The sequence below is a fragment of the Apibacter sp. B3919 genome, from assembly GCF_026537405.1.
In the GTDB taxonomy this organism is placed as follows: domain Bacteria; phylum Bacteroidota; class Bacteroidia; order Flavobacteriales; family Weeksellaceae; genus Apibacter.
In genome coordinates this window covers 210192-229411 of the sequence record NZ_JAFNMG010000001.1, presented here as the reverse complement: position 1 = coordinate 229411, position 19220 = coordinate 210192, and the positions used below count along the sequence as shown (strand labels likewise).

Genomic DNA, 19220 nt, shown 5'->3' with positions numbered 1-19220 from the left:
AAATCTACTGAATTTACACCCAAAAACGGATTTACTTGTAAGAACCATCCTAATGCATCTGCTATAACCGCTAAGGCTCATCGGATCCCATTATTTCGGTAATTCATATTTTTAAACTTATATTTTACTATTTTTCCTATAGTTAACATAAAAATAGATTTTAAAAATACCCATTCAAAATGAAAAAATTGAATTTTCTTAAGGGCTTGGATGAGATAACATTAGAATAGTAAAAATGATTTATAATCATTTATAAGCGTTGCTTTTTATGTATATTTGTACTCTTTATCTAATTAACTATTAACAGAACAGATAAATTATTAACCATCTGTAATTAACAGAATAGGAAATAAAATATATCATTTTGGCATATACATATATATATGATTAAAGAAATAGAAATAGAGAAAAATTTAATTAAACAACTTTCAAATTTAAAATATAATTATCGCCAGGATATTGTTGATAGAAAAACGCTTGAGGAAAACTTTAAAGCCAAATTTGAAGAGCATAACCGTGTTCATCTTTCAGATAGTGAATTTTCTCGACTTCGGGAAGAAATAATTAATTCGGATGTATTTACTACATCCAAAATGTTGCGTGAAAAACAATACTTTCAGCGTGAAGATGGAACTCCTCTACACTATACCTTGATAAACATCAAAGATTGGTGTAAAAATAATTATGAAGTTATACATCAATTACGCATTAATACAGAAAACAGTCATCAACGTTATGATGTTATTCTTTTAATCAATGGTTTGCCTGTGGTGCAGATTGAATTAAAGAAGTATGATATATCGCCGCGAAAAGCCATGCAGCAAATAGTGGATTATAGAAACGAACCGGGCAATGGTTACGGAAACTCTCTGCTTTGCTTTATGCAGTTATTTATAGTGAGTAATGAAAGCAGAACCTTATACTTTGCGAATAATAAAAATGAGCATTTTGCATTTAATGCAGATGAACAATTTCTTCCGGTTTATGAATTAGCTGACATTAATAATAACAAGATTAATAATCTTTATGATTTTGCTGATAAATTCCTCAAAAAATGCACACTTGGAGAAATGATTAGTAAATATATGGTACTGGTGGAAAGCGAACAAAAATTGCTTGTGATGCGTCCGTATCAGATTTATGCAGTAGAGGCTATTATTAACTCTATTAAACAAAACTTAGGAAACGGTTATATTTGGCATACCACAGGAAGTGGTAAAACCCTAACTTCTTTCAAAGCTTCTACTTTAATGAAAGACATGCCTGATATTGAAAAATGTTTATTTGTAGTTGACCGGAAAGATCTCGATAGACAAACCCGGGAGGAATTCAATAGATTTCAAGAAGGGAGTGTAGAAGAAAATACCAATACAGAAACATTGGTAAGGCGTTTGCTTTCTACCGACTATGCCGACAAAGTAATTGTTACTACCATCCAAAAATTGGGTTTGGCTTTAGCCGAGGAAGATAGTAAGCATAACAAAGCAAAGGAAAAAAACGGTAAAGAAATTTATAAAAAGAGGTTAGAACCTTTGAAAGATAAACGTATGGTTTTCATTTTTGACGAATGCCATCGTTCTCAATTTGGAAATTATAATACAGCGATAAAAGCGTTTTTTCCCAATGCAAAGCTATTTGGTTTTACAGGTACACCCATTTTTGGAGATAATGCGACTAATGTTATAAGAGAAGATGGAAAAGCAACATACAAAGTGACGAAAGATATATTTGATCAAGAGTTGCATAAATATACCATCACTCATGCTATTGATGATAGAAATGTATTGCGTTTCCACATAGATTTTTTTAAGGGCAAAAATTCTACTAAAATAAATCAGGGAGAAACGGTTGAACGAAAGGCGGTTGTGGAGTCCATTTTGGAGAAGCATAATGGAGCAACCAACAACAGAAAATTTAATGCTATTTTGGCTACTGCTTCTATCAACAATGCTATTGAATACTATCAGTTATTCAAAGAAGTTCAGAAAAAGAAACAAAGCGAAAATCCTGATTATCTGCCGTTGAATATTGCTTGTGTATTTTCACCACCCGCACAGTTAATTGCTAAGGATGGAGACCGTCAAAGCCAAAAGAATGCAGCAGATATCAAGCAACTTCAGGAAGATTTAATTCAGGAAAGAGAAGACAATACACAAAACCCTGAAGAAAAGAAAAGAGCTTTAACGGAAATTATTACCGATTATAATATACAATACGGTACGAATCATAGCATCCATGAGTTTGATTTATACTATCAGGACGTACAAAAACGCATTAAAGATCAAAAATATAGTAATAAAGATTATCCACATAAAAATAAAATTGACATAACCATAGTAGTGGATATGTTGCTTACAGGTTTTGACAGCAAATACCTGAATACTTTGTACGTAGACAAAAACCTAAAATATCACGGACTTATTCAGGCATTTTCACGAACCAATCGGGTGCTCAATGATTCCAAGCCTTACGGCAATATCTTAGATTTCCGTTCGCAGCAGGATGCCGTAAATCAAGCTATCGCTCTTTTTTCGGGAGAAGACAGTGGACAGTCCAGAAAAATTTGGCTGGTTGATCCTGCTCCGGTAATTATTGAAAAATATAAAGAAGCCGTAGATAAATTGGGAGATTTTATGCAACAACAAAACCTTGTTAATGAACCGCAAGAAGTATACGGATTGAGAGGAGATGCTGCAAGGATTACCTTTGTGAAAAACTTTAAAGAGGTACAACGGCTTAAAACCCAGCTTGATCAATATACAGACTTGGATGAAGATCAAAAAACTACCATCGAAACCATTTTACCTTACGAAACTTTACAAAGATTTAGAAGTTCGTATTTGGAAACAGCGAAGCGACTAAGAGAAATCCAGCAAAAAGGAGGCGATGAAGTACCGCCCGAAATTCAACAACTGGATTTTGAATTTGTATTGTTTGCCTCTGCTATAATAGACTATGATTATATCATGAATCTGATTGCAGACAATACGCAAAAGAAACCTTCTAAGCATAAGATGACTAAAGAACAGGTAATTAGTTTGCTGAAATCCAATTCCAATTTAATGGAAGAAGAAGATTTAACCGAATATATCAACAGTTTGGATTGGAACAGCGGTCAGGATGTAAAGTCGCTTTATCAAGGGTACAATACATTTAAAGTTCAAAAACACAACAAAGAACTGGCTACCATAGCTCACAAGTACGGATTAGAAACAGCAGACCTGAAAGCTTTTGTAGAAGAGATCATGAGCCGGATGATTTTTGACGGGGAAAAGCTTACGGATTTATTAGAACCCTTAAGCTTAGGCTGGAAAGAACGTAGGGTTAAAGAATTAGCATTGATGGAAGACCTAGTACCCCTATTAAATAAATTAGCCCAAGGACGTGAAATATCAGGATTAGATGCTTATGAGTAAGAAAAAAGAATTAATACCCAAATTGCGCTTTCCTGAATTTGTGGATGAAGGGGAATGGGAGGAGAAAATACTTGGGAAACTCGCAAAAAAAATAGTCAAAAAAAATAAAGATGGATTAATAAATAATGTTTTTACTAATTCCGCTATTGATGGCATCGTAGACCAAAGGGACTTTTTTGATAAAGATATTGCAAATAAAAATAATTTAGAGAATTATTATATAGTAGAAGATGGCGACTATGTCTATAATCCTCGTATTTCGAATATTGCTCCAGTAGGTCCGATATCTAAAAACAAAACAAAGAAAAGAGGGGTACTGTCTCCACTTTATACTGTTTTTAGATTTACAAATAAAAATAACGATTTTTATGAGTACTATTTCAAAACAATTCATTGGTATAGCGCAATAAGAAAAGCTTCAAATACTGGTGCCAGATTTGACAGAATGAGCATAACTGATTCTGTTTTTATGAATATTCCGATTTTATATCCTTTACCCAGCGAACAACAAAAAATAGCTTCCTGCCTTTCCTCTTTAGATGAGATGATAGCAGCTCAAGTTCAAAAGCTGGATCTGCTTAAAGACCACAAAAAAGGATTAATGCAAAACCTATTTCCTCAAGAAGGAGAAAAAGTACCAAAATTTCGGTTTAAGGAGTTTGAGAATAATGGAGAGTGGATAGAGAGAAAGTTGGGAGAAATTGCTCATATTTCCAAATTGGCAGGATATGAATTTACAAAGCACATTGTTTATGAAAATAAAGGAAAAATAATTGCCCTGAGAGGTTTGAATATTAAAAATAATGGTTTGGAATTGTCTGATGTTAAATATATTGATAACAGTGAACTTAATAAGCTAAATAGAAGCAAATTATTTATAGATGATTTGATGTTTACTTATATAGGGACAATTGGAGAAGTGGCTTTGATTCCTGAGAATGATAAATATTATTTGGCTCCGAATGTTTCAAGAATAAGACCAAACAAGAAAGAAATATATGCAAAGTTTTTGCTTCAATACTTCAATGTACCTAATTTTAAAGGAAAAGAAATTTCAAAATACATTTCTTCAAGTTCACAGCCCGCTTTAACAATGGAAAATGTAAGAAAATTTTCTATTCTTCTCCCTAATCTCAATGAACAACAAAAAATCGCATCTTGCCTATCATCCTTAGATACTTTAATTACAGCCCATACAGAAAAGATAGAACAATTAAAACTACATAAGAAAGGATTGATACAGGGTTTGTTTCCTAAAATGAATGATTAAAGCATGAGTGAAATAACTTATTTTATAAACCTCACAGAGGTAGCCCAGCATCTCCGAAAGGATTTAACAGGTGACAATCGCCCAATAAAAAATTTGGTATTATTATTTGCTCATAATGGTAGTGGTAAAACCCGGCTTTCCATGGAATTTAAACAGGCCGGAAAAAAGGTTAATGTTGATGGTAATGTAACCAGTCGGGATACTTTATATTTCAATGCATTTACTGAAGATTTATTTTTTTGGAATAATGACCTTGAAAATGATACCAACCGAGTACTTAAATTAAATCCTGACTCTGTATTTTTTGACGGATTACATGAGTTGGATTTGGATGTCAAAATTGAATCATTTTTTAATAATTATGTAGATTTAAAGTTCGATATCGATTATGATACCTCCACCGTAGCTTTTTCACGAAGCATGATTGTTGGCGGAAATGAACAAACTGTAGAGAATATTAAAATCTCAAGAGGAGAAGAAACCTTATTTATATGGTGTTTTTTTCTTGCCATTTGTCAGTTAGCTATTGATAAAGACCCTGCATACAGTTGGGTGAAGTATATTTATATTGATGATCCCATATCCTCTCTTGATGAAAATAATGCTATTGCGGTTGCTTGTGATTTATGTAATTTAATTTCCACAAAAGGTAACATGATTAAAACGGTAATTTCAACGCATCACAGCTTGTTCTTTAACGTACTTTTCAATGAATTTGGTAGAAAAAAACTGCAGTATAAACGTTATTTTTTACATAGTAAAGGAACTGATGGATATGCTTTACAAAATACCAAAGATACCCCTTTTTTTCATCATATAGCCATACTGAGCGAATTAAAAAAAGTCTGTGAATCAAATAAAATTTATACCTATCATTTTAATTCCTTGAGAAGTATTTTAGAAAAAACGGCAACTTTTTTTGGATATGATAAAATTGATAAATGTATTGTCGGTTTAGAAGATGAAGTGCTTTTTGAACGGGCATTACAATTATTCAGCCATGGTAAATATTCAATATTCGACCCCGTAGAAATGGGAGATGACAACAAAGAACTTTTCAAAAGAATTTTTACCGGTTTTACAGAAAAGTACGAATTTCATTTTCCAGAAATATTTAACTAAAAAACTTAAAACAGAAACAGTATGACACAACAAGATAAAAATAAATTAGGGGATACACTTTGGGTTATAGCAGATCAATTGCGAGGAGCCATGAATGCGGATGACTTTCGTGATTATATGCTTTCGTTTCTCTTTCTCCGGTATCTGTCTTTTAACTATGAAGAAGCAGCCAAAAAGGAATTAGGAAAAGATTATCCCAAAAGTTCTTCTAAAGATAACCGAGATGATTTTATTGTACCTCTCCCTTTACAATTCTGGTACGACAAAAACCAAGAGGATATAGAAAATTTTGAAATGCAGATGCGTAGAAAAGTTCACTATGTTATCAAACCGAAATATTTATGGAGTAATGTTATCGAACTGGCTCGTACTCAAGATAATGATTTATTGGAAACACTCCAAAAAGGGTTCCGTTACATTGAAAACGAATCGTTTGAAACCACATTTAAAGGTTTGTTTTCTGAAATCAACCTGAACTCGGAAAAACTCGGAAAAACTTCCAAAGAAAGAAATGATAAGCTTTGTAAGATAATTACAAAAATAGCCGAAGGCATTGCTGATTTTTCTACAGGTACCGATACTCTTGGAGATGCTTATGAATATTTGATTGGCAAATTTGCCGCCGGTTCAGGAAAAAAGGCAGGAGAGTTTTATACTCCTCAACAAATTTCAACCATTCTTTCCCGAATTGTTATCTTAGATACTCAAGATCCTGTAAGAGGTCCAAGACCTAAATTGGACAAAGTATTGGATTTTGCCTGTGGTTCGGGTTCGTTACTTTTGAATGTAAGAACCAAATTAAGGGAAAATGGCGGTACCATAGGGAAAATATACGGGCAGGAAAAAAACGTGACGACTTACAATCTGGCACGTATGAATATGCTTCTACACGGCATGAAAGACACCGAGTTTGAAATTTTCCACGGAGATACTTTGCTTAACCAATGGGATATATTGAACGAGATGAATCCTTCTAAAAAGATCGAATTTGATGCCATAGTAGCTAATCCGCCTTTTAGTTTACGTTGGGAGCCGAACGATACTCTGGCAGAAGATTTTCGTTTTAAAAGTCATGGCTTGGCACCAAAATCAGCAGCTGACTTTGCTTTTTTATTACACGGATTTCACTTTTTAGCTAAAGAAGGAACTATGGCCATTATATTGCCTCATGGTGTTTTATTTCGTGGAGGAGCAGAAGAGCGAATACGAACTAAGCTATTAAAAGATAATAATATTGACACGGTTATTGGATTACCTTCCAATTTATTCTACTCAACAGGTATTCCGGTTTGTATTCTGGTTTTGAAAAAATGTAAAAAAGAGGATGATATTTTGTTTATTAATGCCGGTGAACATTATGTAAAAGGTAAAAGGCAAAATTCATTAGAAGATAAACATATAGATAAAATTTTCGAAACATATCAGCACCGATATGAAATAGAACGATATTCTCGTAAAGTTTCGATGGAAGAAATTGAGAAAAATGGGTATAACCTAAATATTTCGAGATATGTAGATATATCAGAAGAGGAAGTACCAATTGATTTAAAAGAGGTAAATAAAAAATTGATATCAATAAACGAAAGCATAAAAACAAATACGGATAAACATAATGAATTTCTAAAAGAGCTGGGGTTACCTCCTATTAACTAATAGGAAGAGTTATAAATTTAATGCAAGGCGCAAATATCTATATTTAGATACTTGCGAAAAGCTTGAATAAAACTATGCTGAACGTATGATAATATACATCGGTTTAATCAATGTTTAATTGTAGTTTTTCTTTTTTAGGAATGTTATCAAACCGTTACCGTAATATAAAAATTGGATATTATAGAACAATGTTAAGATATTTTAGAAAGAGACCATCCTCTCTGCTAATAAACTCGCTTATATAGCGGGTTTTCTTGTATTTACACGGTTTATAGCCCTTTTTTACGTTTTTTTACTTGTGCCTAATTCTGCTAATTTTTTGTTGCATTATTTTAAATTTGTAACAAAAGTTTATTACAATTTGTATTAAAGATATTGTACTAATTTATTATTAAATAAATTTTTAAAGATTATCTTTAATATAATAATTAGGAATTTGAATATTCTACATCATAATAAAAATTTACTTTAGAATATAAAAAATCACTCTGTATTGAGTAATTCAGAGTGATTTAGAATGTTCAATTAATTTTTCTATGTCTAATATGTCAAATTTCTAATGTCTAATTTAAATATATACAAATTTACAATAAAAGATTTATGTGATCAAAAAATTCATGATTTAAAATACAACAATCTATTTTTTCTCATAAATAAATATAAATTTAAAGCCTTATAAAATTATAATTATAGCTTATACCAACGACTATGGTTGGTGTTCATCCGTTTTTAATGTCGGTGCCAAAGCAGCCTCCAAAAAACACCGATACCAACAGTAATATTTTATTTTTTATGCCTTTCTTTAAAGACAGCAGCAATAGTAAACCCATTACTTTCATAGGTAATCCTAAAAATAAATTTTTAGAAATTAATATTATTTTAATACTTAAATAAATTGATGAAACAATGGAAAATAAAACTAAACACCTAGAAATATATGGCAACGGTTTTATAGCCAGACAATACCCTTCATCAATAAATATAAAAACAAAAGCTACATTATTACTAATTAAAAGTAAGGAGATATTATGAGAGACCAAACTAATGACGATTTACAACTCATTTTCAGATGTATGACAAGAGATCCGGACACAAAAAAATTTCAAGCAATATTAGAATTATTTTTAAATAAAGAGAAAGAAGAAACAAACTATTTAGATAGTTGGATTTTGTAAAATTCTGTAAGAATCCCCATTAAAGCAACCATAAGAGAATTTAAAGATAAAACAAATTTTTTATCAATTGCGGAAATCAGTTATGCCGCCGACGGTAGCGTAAAATTTGAATGAGAAATAGGTAAAGGTATTTCCGTAAATCCTCTTCAACAAGGACATAATAATAATTATATTAAATATAAGAAATACAAATTTTACATTGTACAAATAGTAAAAAAAATCCGCTGATAATTCAACGGATTAAATTTTTGATGGTTATGATGTGTCACAAAATTAAAAATTTACCAATCAGAATTTTCTATATCTTTTGATGTAGAACCTTCTTTAATAGTTTTTTCTAAGTTTTCTAATGTTGCATTGGCTTTTTTGAATGTTTTATAAAACGCTTTAGCCATAATTGTTTTATTCGCACCATTAGGATTTATTGGATATTCTTGGGCAATATTGGTTGTTGTATAATTTGGTGCGGAATTTCTACTAACTATTTTTTTTTCATATTGTAAAAGTGTTACCATAGCTCTAGCTTTACCTTCTTTAGCATCAATTCTCAATATATACGTTGCATTAACGTTCATCGTGAAGATATTGATACCCTTATGTACATTGTTATAAAGGCTTTTGCCAACGATTACTCCAGCCTCTTTATCTTGGGTCTGAATTGCTGATGATCCGTTTACATAATTATATGTAAAATAATTTAATGCCCTTTGGTAGATTTCATTTTTGCTCATATTTGGCACTTCAATGATTCTAACAACGGTAACATTATTATTATCGTCTAAACTCCATTTACCTTGTATTTCTTTAAGCATTTCTTTTGCGCTCTGTCCAAAAGAAACTGTATAAATTAAAATAAATAAAACTAAAAATATCTTTTTCATACTAATCAATTTTGAATTCAAATATATAAAATTTACTTTATTTTATCTCTAATAAAAATATTATTTTTACAAATATTACTTATTTGAAAATAAAATTAAAGAGATTTATATAATAGCGATTTGGATTTAAATCTTACCAAAATATATAAATGAAATATTATTTGATTAAATTTTAACCACTTCTTACGACTTTAAAATGAGGTAATTTTTGCCTGCGCCATATTCTGAGATTATTTTTGCTACACTTTTTACATTGGTAACAAATTTTTTTTATAAATAAAATAAGTTCTTAACAAAAAAAGCCTAAATAAAACTTCATCATCTATTACGATATCAAAAAATTTAATATATTTTTTAAATTTTAAGCATTCATTAGTAATAATTTTAAATTTTAATTAATTTAAATTTTGAAAATCATATAAAAAAAGGAATATGATATCATATTCCCTTTATTTTTTTAAGCTTAAAATTTTTATAATCACTTTAAAGTTTTAGCCATATATATATTTAAAAACTATATTCAACTAAAATTCAAGATAATATCTATATATTATGGTAAATATAATATATTTTTAAGAAGTTGCTATTTTTAACATTTTAGCAAAACAATAAAATAAAGTTAAAGCAATAAACAATAAGGAATTTTCTAAATTAAGAGCGGAAATAATTCTTCTAAATTTCATAAGGTGTTTATTAGTGTTAATTTTACGCAAAAATACTATTATTTTTTTTAAAATCAATATTCCCCTTACTTAATTTTTAATATTATAAATATAAACAATAAAAAACATTTATTTTTATATTAATAAACACATTTATAAATAAACATCTATTTATAAACATAAAATATAAAACTAATCGTATTTAGATTTTTTTTTTAATTAAATTTAATTCAAAAAATTAAATATTATTATTTAATATAAATTTTTAATAACTAATTTAAATATAATAGTTTTAAATTTTTAACTAAATATTATATTATTTAATTATTTTTATGATAATAATTTAAAAATAATAAAATATACTTCTCATAATTAAAAAAATTGTTGTAAAAGCTTTTTATAATAATTTTTTTTTTTATAATTTTATACTGTTAAATATTATTTTATAAATTAAAAAAATATTTTATGTAAGTTATGGGAAGCTTAATACTTCTATAAGAATTTACATATTAGATTTAAAAAATAATTATTTTAAGCGCATATGAATTAAATATTAAGAAATAAATTAAATTTAAAAAGTTATTTATAAATATTTTTTATTATTTTATTATAAATAAATGATATAAAATACTAATAAATAATCTTTAATTATTACATATATTTTATATTTATTTAATGATATTTTCTAAGATTATTTTCATTTTTATATTTTAAAATAATGATTATATTTGCGCAAATGTTAAATTTTTTATAAAAGTTTATTAATATCTTTAAAATATTTACAAGTTATATTTCATAAAATGATTAAAAATTTACAAATTTTTTATGTAGTAATTTTATTTTTAAGTTTTTCTACATTAAAATCGCAAGTTCAATTTGGTGTAAAAGGGAGCTTGCAATTTACAAATATCAGAAATGTGCATAGACACTCTGAAACGCGTATTTTTGCACCTGCTGTAGGTTTGTTTGCACAAATTCCTTTTAATGACTTCAACGATAGTTGGTTTTTCAAACCGGAAATAGTTTATTCTGAACAAGGAGAAAAAGATGGTAAAGATATTAATGTTAAATTTTATCAGACTTATATCAACATTCCGTTAATGGTTAAGTTCTATTTTGGAGATTTTATATTCCCTCCTTGCTGTAGAGGAAAAGAAACACATGAATTATTTATAGAAGCCGGTCCACAGGTTGGTTATTTAATTCATGAAAAAAATAAACACCGAGACAAAAAATGGTATGGAGGAGCTTCAAAATTTGATATTTCAGCAGGATTAGGAGGTGGAATTAGCTTTGCTCGTAAACATGAAATAGGTATCAGATATAATTGGGGGTTAAATAATATATATGATAACAATAAAGTGTATTCAAAGCATGGAAAATGGTTTAAATCTCATAATACATCTAATTTAGGAGTTTCTTATTTTTACTTTTTCTAATATAAACACACTATTTCTATTATTATTTAATCATTTTATATTAGTTAATGATTAATTTAAAAAAGTATTTATTTTATTAATATATTATCATAAGTATATTTAATAATGCTTACTTGTGATACTGTTGTAAAATAATTTTATTTATTTATATTTATAATTTTGTATATAAAGTTATATTTATATACTATAATAAAAGTAAATTATAAGAAATAAATATATAAGCCTAGTTTACAAGCAATTTTAATTATTTTAAAGACTAAAATAATGGTTGAAATTAGTTAATTTTAATTAGATATTTCACCGGATAAATTTTCCTCAAACTGTTTTTTGAGTATTTTACCTTTTAAATTTTGTCCGAGTAAATGCATTAGCTTAGTTGTGGCAGCTTCTACTGTTATATCATAACCACATATTACTCCTAAATCTTTAAATATGAGGCTATTATGATATTTTCCAAAATTTACATTTCCTCTTACACACTGTGTAATAACTATAATTTCTTTTCCTAATTCCTTGGCTTTATGTAAGGCTCTTAAGGTTTCTTTGTCGGAAGGAATATTTCCCGAACCGAAGGTTCTTAAGATAATCCCTTCTAGATCATTGTCTGAAACCATTCGATCTAATAAATACTTATATTTTCCAGGAAAAAATGTGAATATATCAATTTTATTAGCAAGATTTTTATTTACCTTAAAATCTGTATGACCAGGTTTTAAAAGATATTCTTTAAAAACTCCAAGATTAACGCCGGACTCTCCTAATTTAGGATAATTGGGTGAAATATAAGCATCAAAATGTTCTGCTGAGAATTTGGTTGTTCTGTTTGCTCTATATAATTTATATTCAAAATAAATACACACTTCGTTGATAACTGGCTTATCATTCTCATATAAAGAAGCGTAATAAATTGAAGTTATCAAATTTTCTTTGGCATCTGTTCGCAATTCACCAATTGGCAATTGAGATCCCGTAAATACTACAGGTTTTTTCAATCCTTGTAACATAAAACTCATCATAGAAGCAGTATATGACATCGTATCCGTACCGTGCAATATTACAAATCCGTCATATTTGAAATAAGAATTTTCAAGTATATTACCTAATTTAATCCAATCATTAATATCTATGTCTGAAGAATCAATAGGTTTTTCAAATACGTTGATATCTATATCTACATCAATTAGTTCTATCTCGGGTATATGCTTTAATAGCGCATTAAAATCAAAAGGTTTTAGTGTTCCGGTACTATACTCTTTGATCATTCCTATAGTTCCTCCTGTATAAATTAATAAAATCTTACGTTTCATCTATATTTCTCGGTTTTAAATTGCAATTTATGAAAATATTAACAGCTTAATTTGTTATTTTTGAAACATGATTTCAAAAGAATTTTTGAATAATTTGGATTTATATAACTATTTAACAGATTTTATATCAAAAGAAAAATTTGAAAAAATAGAAAATTTAGTTAATTACAGATCAAATTATGTACTTCCCATACTTGAAGATCTGTATCAATATCGTAATGCCGGTGCCATAGTTAGAAGTATGGAAGCTTTTGGTTTTCAATCATTGATTGCCCTGGAAAACAGAAATGAATTTAAGCCGGAAAGTACCGTAGCAAGAGGAGCCGATAAATGGATTGATATCTCTTATAAATCTTCAAATCTGGAATCTTTAAAAGAGATTAAAGAAAACGGATATCAACTGGTAGCAGTTTCTCCTGAAAAAAATGCTATAGATATTTATGATTTTCAACTAACTCAGCCAACAGCTTTAATTTTTGGTACTGAATTTAAAGGTATAAATGAAGAAACTTTAAATTATGCTGATGCGTGTGTTAAAATTCCAATGATAGGTTTTACAGAAAGTCTTAATGTTTCTGTAGCAGCCGGAATATGTTTTTATGAAATGAGAAAGAAATTGGAAGATAGTCATTTAAATTGGCAGTTAACTGAAATTCAAAAACTTAATTTAAAAATAAAATGGGCTATAAAATCGGTAAGTTCAGGTGAGGAAATTGCAGCTCATTATATTAAATCTTTAAAACAATGAATAAAACACCTATTATACTTTTAAGTTTTATCTGTGCTTTTGCACATTCTCAAACTATTGAAGAATCTTCATATACGGAAAAAAACAAGATTATGGAATCCTTAAGTTTTACATTACCAATTTGTAATAAGGATGTCCTAGTAAATACTTGGAAGAATTTTATTAAAAAACAAGGAGGTAAAGTGAAAGGTGGAATTGTTAATAAAGTCTATGGTTCGGATATTAAATTTTCACCAAATGGTGAAAGCTGGTTAGGAAATTTTGCATATGAATATAATGATGATAAAAGTATGACGATATTCACTTCTTTTCATAATTTATCCAATACTTTCATCAATTCAAATACTACTGAAAAAGAATTAGCAATCCCAATTCTTGAAGATTTTAAGTTAGACATTCAAAAATCTTGTGCAATTGATGATTTAACGAATGCGAAAAGTTTTACCATAAAGCTTACTAAAGAAAAAGTTCGTAATTCCGATAGAATTTTATATTTAGAAAAAATTATTCGTGACGATTACAATAAAATTGACTTAAAAGCCAACTCCAAAATTTCTGACAAAGAACAAGATAATCTAACTAAAATTAAAGAAAGGATAATTTTAAATGAAGCGGAGTTACAAACTTTAAAAAACCGTAATAAAGACATTGATCAAGAATTAAATTCTCAAACATTGGTCATTCAAGGTTTCCAAAACAAATTAGACACTCTAGAAGGTAAAGTTTATACTGAAGGTCAGAGTGAAAATAATATTTCAACTGAAAGTGAACCGAATACTAATTATAATAATTCTGCTACCATTAGTACTGATAACAATGAAAATTTAAATACAACTGATCAAGAAAAAGATTATCATTCTTCAGATTATTTTGATAATCATTAATAAATTTGATCGTTTTGAAATAAATTATATTCAATTTTTTAATAAAAGTGTTTATTCTCAATTTTAAATAAAATTCCATAAATTAATATGAAACTTGAAAAATTAAATCTTTTAGATCAAAATGAAATTACATTTGTCGAAAATAATTATATAAAATCTTTTCCTGTTGAAGAAAGGAGGCCTACGGATCAAATGTTTAAACTTTATGAAGATTATAAAGATAAATTTAAAATATTATTATGTATAAAAGACAACGAAAGAATCGGTTTCATTACTTACTGGAAATTAAATACTTTTACATTTATTGAACATTTTGCGATTTCTTCTGTTTACAGACAAAAAGGATATGGAAGTAAGATTATGCAACTATTCATAGAAAAAATTTCACAACCTATTGTACTTGAAGTGGAACCTCCAACTTCACATTGGGATATACGTCGAATTAATTTTTATGAACGTTTAGGTTTCAAATTATGGAATGAAATTGAATATAAACAACCATCCTATCATCAGGATGGCAAAAGTTACCCAATGAAATTAATGTCTCTTCGTGAAATACAACTAGATAAAGAAGAAATAAATGTTATAAAGTTAATTCATTCTGAAGTGTATCAAGTTTAAATTAAATCTTATCAATAAAAAAAGCCTATTTAATAAAAATAGGCTTTTTTATTATATATAAATGTTAAAATATTTTAAGCATCAATATTTGCATAAACAGCATTTTTTTCAATAAATTCTCTACGTGGCGGCACATCATCTCCCATTAACATGGAGAATATACGATCTGCCTCTGATGCATTATTGATAGTAACTTGTCTCAACGTTCTTTTTTCAGGATTCATAGTCGTATCCCAAAGCTGTTCAGCATTCATTTCTCCTAAACCTTTATACCTTTGAACGGTAAAACCTTTACCTTGAGCATTACCTAATTGTGAAGCTATTTCCTCTCTATGTTTATCATCCCAGGCATAATATTCTTTATTTCCTTTTTTCAATAAATATAAAGGAGGGGTTGCAATATAAATATATCCTTTTTCAATCATTTCTTTCATGTAACGGAAGAAAAAGGTTAATATTAAAGTTGTAATGTGAGAACCGTCTACATCCGCATCGGTCATAATTACCACTTTATGATATCTCAGCTTAGAAAGGTTTAATTCTTTGGAATCTTCTTCTGTACCAACAGATACCCCTAAAGCGGTATAAATATTTTTTATTTCATCACTTTCAAATACTTTATAGCTAACAGCTTTTTCTACATTAAGTATTTTACCTCTCAATGGAAGGATGGCTTGGAAGTTTCTGTCTCTACCTTGTTTGGCTGTTCCCCCTGCTGAATCTCCTTCGACTAGGAATAACTCACTTTCCTCTGCTTTACGTGAAGAACAATCAGCTAATTTTCCCGGCAAACCGCTTCCTCCTAACGGAGATTTTCTTTGTACAAGTTCTCTTGCTTTTTTAGCCGCTTGTCGCGCTTTTGCTGCAAGAAGAACTTTTTGAACAATTTGTTTTGCTTCATTAGGATGTTCTTCCAGATAATTAGTTAACATTTCGGCAACTATTTTATCTACAGCAGAACTAACTTCCGAATTACCTAATTTAGTTTTAGTTTGTCCTTCAAACTGAGGTTCCATGACTTTAACTGAAACAACAGCAGTCAAACCTTCACGAAAATCGTCACCGGTAATTTCAACCTTTTCTTTTGCCAAATTAATATTTTCATCGGCATATTTTTTTAAGGTTCTTGTTAACGCCCTTCTAAACCCGGTTAAATGCGTTCCCCCTTCATGGGTATTAATATTATTTACATACGAATGAATATTTTCCGTATACGAAGTATTATATCTCATAGCAACTTCAACCGGTATTTCATCAATCTCTCCCTCCATATGGATGATTTCATCCATTAAGGGTTCTCTGTTCTCATCTATGAATTCGACAAATTCTTCTAATCCTCTTTCAGAATAAAATTCTTCCGATCTAATGTTGCCTTCTTCATCTACTTCACGTTCATCTGATAAAGTAATAGTAATTCCTTTGTTCAAAAATGAAAGTTCACGAAGACGAGTGGCTAATGTATCGTAATTATAAATAGTTTCAGTAAAAATTGAACTGTCGGGAATAAATGTTACTGTAGTTCCTGTATGGGTGGAAACCCCAACAATTTCAACAGAAGTTAATGCAACCCCTTTAGAGTATTTTTGCTGGTATTGTTTACCGTCTCTGTTAACGGTAGCAATCAATTCAGTAGATAATGCATTGACACAGGACACTCCCACTCCATGCAATCCACCGGAAACTTTATATGAATCTTTATCAAATTTCCCTCCTGCTCCAATTTTTGTCATAACCAATTCTAAGGCAGACAATCCCGTCTGTTTATTGGTATCTACAGGAATACCTCGACCGTTATCTTTTACCGTTATAGAATTATCTTTTCCTATACTTACATTAATAGTATCGCAATACCCGGCTAAAGCCTCATCAATGGAATTGTCAACTACCTCATATACTAAATGATGTAATCCTCTAACTCCCACATCCCCAATATACATGGATGGACGCATACGTACATGTTCAATTCCTTCAAGCGCTTGAATACTATCTGCAGTATATTTTTGTTCACTCATTTTTTAATCGTTAATTTATTTCAAGAAATGCTTACAAATATACGTAAAAATATTGATATTTACTAGTATTTAAGGTATTTCATACTCTATAAAACCAAATAAAAAAACAGATTCGAATAAATGAATCTGTTTTTTCTAAATCTAATTTTATAATGTAATTAAATTTCTTTGTATGTATTGATTAATGATCCAAAGTCTTTAACATTTAAAGAAGCCCCGCCTATTAATCCACCGTCAACATCCGGTTTTGAGAAAATTTCTTTAGCATTATCCGGTTTCACACTTCCTCCATATAGAATAGATACTGAATCAGCTACTTCTTTTCCATATTTATCAGCAATTAATGAACGGATATATGCGTGTATATCTTGCGCTTGTTCCGGGGTAGCTGTTTCGCCGGTACCAATAGCCCAAACCGGTTCATAGGCAATTACTACTTTAACGATTTCTTCAGCTGATAAGTTAAACAAAGCAATTTCGGTTTGTCTTTTAACTACTTCAAAATGTTTACCTGCTTTTCTTTCTTCTAATAATTCTCCATTACAAAAAATAGGGGTTAAACCATTATCTAAAGCTATTTTAACTTTAGCTCCTATTTGTTCGTCTGTTTCTTTATGATATTGTCTTCTTTCAGAATGACCAATGATTGAACCGTCTACCTGAATAGAGGTAAGCATTTCTGCGGAAATTTCTCCTGTATATGCTCCCGATTTGTGTTCGGAAATATCTTCAGAAAAAACTTGTACATTTTTATGATTTGCTTTAGCATTTTCTAAATATATAAATGGTATTCCTACAATAACTTCACATTTAGGTGAATTAGATTGAATAAATGAGTCAATTTCTGCTAATAAAGCTTTAGCTTCAGGCAATGTTTTATTCATTTTCCAATTTCCGGCTACAATTTTTTTTCTCATATGTATGTTTATTAAGTTTATAATTTTTCTATTTCATTCACGGTTGGAAAATCATTACCATTGTATTTGGCAACAACTATTCCTCTTTTTAATATTAATATTCCGGGATTGCTTCTATTAATTGTTTTTAATGTTGTTTGATCTGTAATGCATGAAGATAAAGGATTCAAATATTGTGGATCATTCGTTAAAATAACAAAATTAAGTTTTTTCTCCTTAAATTGAAAAGTGGTTTTTCTCAATTTAGCTCGTTCAATTATACTTAGTTTTTTTGCAAATGGCACAGTAATTATTACTATTTTTTCTTGATCTAAAATATCTTGCGTTATATCATTTCCTAAACATTCTACTGTAAAATCATGAACAGAAGGTAATTTTGCCTCTTTTAAAATTTTAACCGAAGTATCGTTGATCTTCCACGTTAGGGTGTCTTTCCAAATTCCGGAACTGATATATTCCTCGGAATTCATTTTTTTAATCTCATTATTGGATGTATTCTTGAGTGTATATATAATTATATTTTGCTCCGGTTCACCGTCATTCATACCTTCTTTAAGATTTTTTCCCACAGCATAAGGTCTAAAATCAATGATGGGTAAATGGGCAATCCCTTGATAAACAGTCCATAAGCAGATAGCAAAAGAAACACTTATGATTATACAATTAATTTTTACAGAAAATACAGAACGGATATATTTTGAACCGAAAACTAAGATTAAAATCATTACCAAAAGGACAATATCTTTTCCAAATGAAGTCCACGGCGTTAATTTAAGCGCATCTCCAAAACAACCGCAATCAGTTACTTTGTGGAAATATGCAGAATAAAAAGTTAAAAATGAAAAGAAAATTATTAATAAAACTAAAGAAGAAAGTGTAAATTTTTTCCAAACTCCCAATAAAAGAAATACACCCAACATGACTTCAAAAACCACAAAAAAAATAGACAACGGAAGTGCTAAATGATGTAAGCTCGGCATATTAAACACACTTTCTCCAAAATATTCTTCCAATTTATATGAAAATCCAATGGGATCAATAGTTTTAACATAACCGGAAATTATGAAAACTACTCCAACAAGTATTCTAAAAAATTGAGTTAAAAATTTCATG

General features: G+C 29.2%; 14 protein-coding genes. 9 read left to right on the top strand and 5 right to left on the bottom strand.

Annotated elements, in window-relative coordinates; all coding sequences use genetic code 11:
- The first annotated feature begins 383 nt into the window (after positions 1-383).
- From J3U20_RS01005 to J3U20_RS00985, 5 genes are all read left to right on the top strand, one after another.
- On the top strand, positions 384-3416 hold the full coding sequence (locus tag J3U20_RS01005; protein WP_160543267.1) for a type I restriction endonuclease subunit R: 3033 nt from the start codon (positions 384-386) through the stop codon (positions 3414-3416).
- Positions 3403-4686, top strand: coding sequence for a restriction endonuclease subunit S (locus J3U20_RS01000; protein WP_160543266.1), 1284 nt, complete (start codon positions 3403-3405; stop codon positions 4684-4686). Before J3U20_RS01005 ends, J3U20_RS01000 begins: the two co-directional genes overlap by 14 nt.
- Before the next feature lie 3 nt (positions 4687-4689).
- A complete protein-coding gene (locus J3U20_RS00995) occupies positions 4690-5808 on the top strand; it encodes an AAA family ATPase (RefSeq protein WP_160543265.1) in 1119 nt (372 codons plus the stop codon).
- 21 nt (positions 5809-5829) lie between these two features.
- A complete protein-coding gene (locus J3U20_RS00990; protein ID WP_160543264.1) occupies positions 5830-7461 on the top strand; it encodes a type I restriction-modification system subunit M in 1632 nt (543 codons plus the stop codon).
- Positions 7462-8489: 1028 nt separating this feature from the next.
- Positions 8490-8636, top strand: a complete 147-nt coding sequence (locus J3U20_RS00985) for a hypothetical protein (protein ID WP_160543263.1) — start codon at positions 8490-8492, stop codon at positions 8634-8636.
- A gap of 281 nt (positions 8637-8917) precedes the next feature.
- Here J3U20_RS00985 and J3U20_RS00980 read toward each other — a convergent pair whose 3' ends face one another.
- Positions 8918-9517 carry a DUF4468 domain-containing protein gene (locus J3U20_RS00980; protein ID WP_160543262.1) on the bottom strand — a complete coding sequence of 200 codons (600 nt, stop codon included), beginning with the start codon at positions 9515-9517 and terminating at the stop codon, positions 8918-8920.
- 1462 nt (positions 9518-10979) lie between these two features.
- Here J3U20_RS00980 and J3U20_RS00975 point away from each other — a divergent pair.
- Positions 10980-11618: a porin family protein gene (locus J3U20_RS00975; protein WP_160543261.1), complete on the top strand. Its 639-nt coding sequence runs from the start codon at positions 10980-10982 to the stop codon at positions 11616-11618.
- A gap of 284 nt (positions 11619-11902) precedes the next feature.
- On the opposite strand, the gene J3U20_RS00970 is transcribed toward J3U20_RS00975, so the two are convergent.
- A complete protein-coding gene (locus tag J3U20_RS00970) occupies positions 11903-12925 on the bottom strand; it encodes an asparaginase (protein WP_185149859.1) in 1023 nt (340 codons plus the stop codon).
- Between the two features lie 67 nt (positions 12926-12992).
- Between J3U20_RS00970 and J3U20_RS00965 the strand changes: the two genes are divergently transcribed.
- The 3 genes from J3U20_RS00965 (at position 12993) to J3U20_RS00955 (ending at position 15178) form a co-directional block, all read left to right on the top strand.
- Complete coding sequence (locus J3U20_RS00965) at positions 12993-13673, top strand: TrmH family RNA methyltransferase (RefSeq protein WP_160543260.1); 681 nt, start codon at positions 12993-12995, stop codon at positions 13671-13673.
- Complete coding sequence (locus tag J3U20_RS00960; protein WP_160543259.1) at positions 13670-14557, top strand: hypothetical protein; 888 nt, start codon at positions 13670-13672, stop codon at positions 14555-14557. The genes J3U20_RS00965 and J3U20_RS00960 overlap by 4 nt, the downstream gene beginning before the upstream one ends.
- A gap of 87 nt (positions 14558-14644) precedes the next feature.
- Positions 14645-15178 (top strand): GNAT family N-acetyltransferase, encoded by a 534-nt coding sequence (locus J3U20_RS00955; RefSeq protein WP_160543258.1) that lies wholly within the window; start codon positions 14645-14647, stop codon positions 15176-15178.
- A 74-nt stretch (positions 15179-15252) separates the two neighbouring features.
- On the opposite strand, the gene gyrB is transcribed toward J3U20_RS00955, so the two are convergent.
- The 3 genes from gyrB to J3U20_RS00940 form a co-directional block, all read right to left on the bottom strand.
- Positions 15253-17190: a DNA topoisomerase (ATP-hydrolyzing) subunit B gene (gene gyrB / locus J3U20_RS00950; RefSeq protein WP_160543257.1), complete on the bottom strand. Its 1938-nt coding sequence runs from the start codon at positions 17188-17190 to the stop codon at positions 15253-15255.
- Positions 17191-17348: 158 nt separating this feature from the next.
- Positions 17349-18107 carry a triose-phosphate isomerase gene (gene tpiA / locus J3U20_RS00945; protein ID WP_160543256.1) on the bottom strand — a complete coding sequence of 253 codons (759 nt, stop codon included), beginning with the start codon at positions 18105-18107 and terminating at the stop codon, positions 17349-17351.
- Positions 18108-18124: 17 nt separating this feature from the next.
- A complete protein-coding gene (locus J3U20_RS00940; RefSeq protein WP_160543255.1) occupies positions 18125-19219 on the bottom strand; it encodes a BT_3928 family protein in 1095 nt (364 codons plus the stop codon).
- Between the last annotated feature and the right edge of the window lies 1 nt (position 19220).

Excerpts from the sequence above, each read along its gene's own strand:
- J3U20_RS01005 (WP_160543267.1), top strand. The coding sequence starts at position 384 with ATGATTAAAGAAATAGAAATAGAGAAAAATTTAATTAAACAACTTTCA.
- J3U20_RS01000 (WP_160543266.1), top strand. The coding sequence starts at position 3,403 with ATGCTTATGAGTAAGAAAAAAGAATTAATACCCAAATTGCGCTTTCCT.
- J3U20_RS00995 (WP_160543265.1), top strand. The coding sequence starts at position 4,690 with ATGAGTGAAATAACTTATTTTATAAACCTCACAGAGGTAGCCCAGCAT.
- J3U20_RS00990 (WP_160543264.1), top strand. The coding sequence starts at position 5,830 with ATGACACAACAAGATAAAAATAAATTAGGGGATACACTTTGGGTTATA.
- J3U20_RS00985 (WP_160543263.1), top strand. The coding sequence starts at position 8,490 with ATGAGAGACCAAACTAATGACGATTTACAACTCATTTTCAGATGTATG.
- J3U20_RS00980 (WP_160543262.1), bottom strand. The coding sequence starts at position 9,517 with ATGAAAAAGATATTTTTAGTTTTATTTATTTTAATTTATACAGTTTCT.
- J3U20_RS00975 (WP_160543261.1), top strand. The coding sequence starts at position 10,980 with ATGATTAAAAATTTACAAATTTTTTATGTAGTAATTTTATTTTTAAGT.
- J3U20_RS00970 (WP_185149859.1), bottom strand. The coding sequence starts at position 12,925 with ATGAAACGTAAGATTTTATTAATTTATACAGGAGGAACTATAGGAATG.
- J3U20_RS00965 (WP_160543260.1), top strand. The coding sequence starts at position 12,993 with ATGATTTCAAAAGAATTTTTGAATAATTTGGATTTATATAACTATTTA.
- J3U20_RS00960 (WP_160543259.1), top strand. The coding sequence starts at position 13,670 with ATGAATAAAACACCTATTATACTTTTAAGTTTTATCTGTGCTTTTGCA.
- J3U20_RS00955 (WP_160543258.1), top strand. The coding sequence starts at position 14,645 with ATGAAACTTGAAAAATTAAATCTTTTAGATCAAAATGAAATTACATTT.
- gyrB (WP_160543257.1), bottom strand. The coding sequence starts at position 17,190 with ATGAGTGAACAAAAATATACTGCAGATAGTATTCAAGCGCTTGAAGGA.
- tpiA (WP_160543256.1), bottom strand. The coding sequence starts at position 18,107 with ATGAGAAAAAAAATTGTAGCCGGAAATTGGAAAATGAATAAAACATTG.
- J3U20_RS00940 (WP_160543255.1), bottom strand. The coding sequence starts at position 19,219 with ATGAAATTTTTAACTCAATTTTTTAGAATACTTGTTGGAGTAGTTTTC.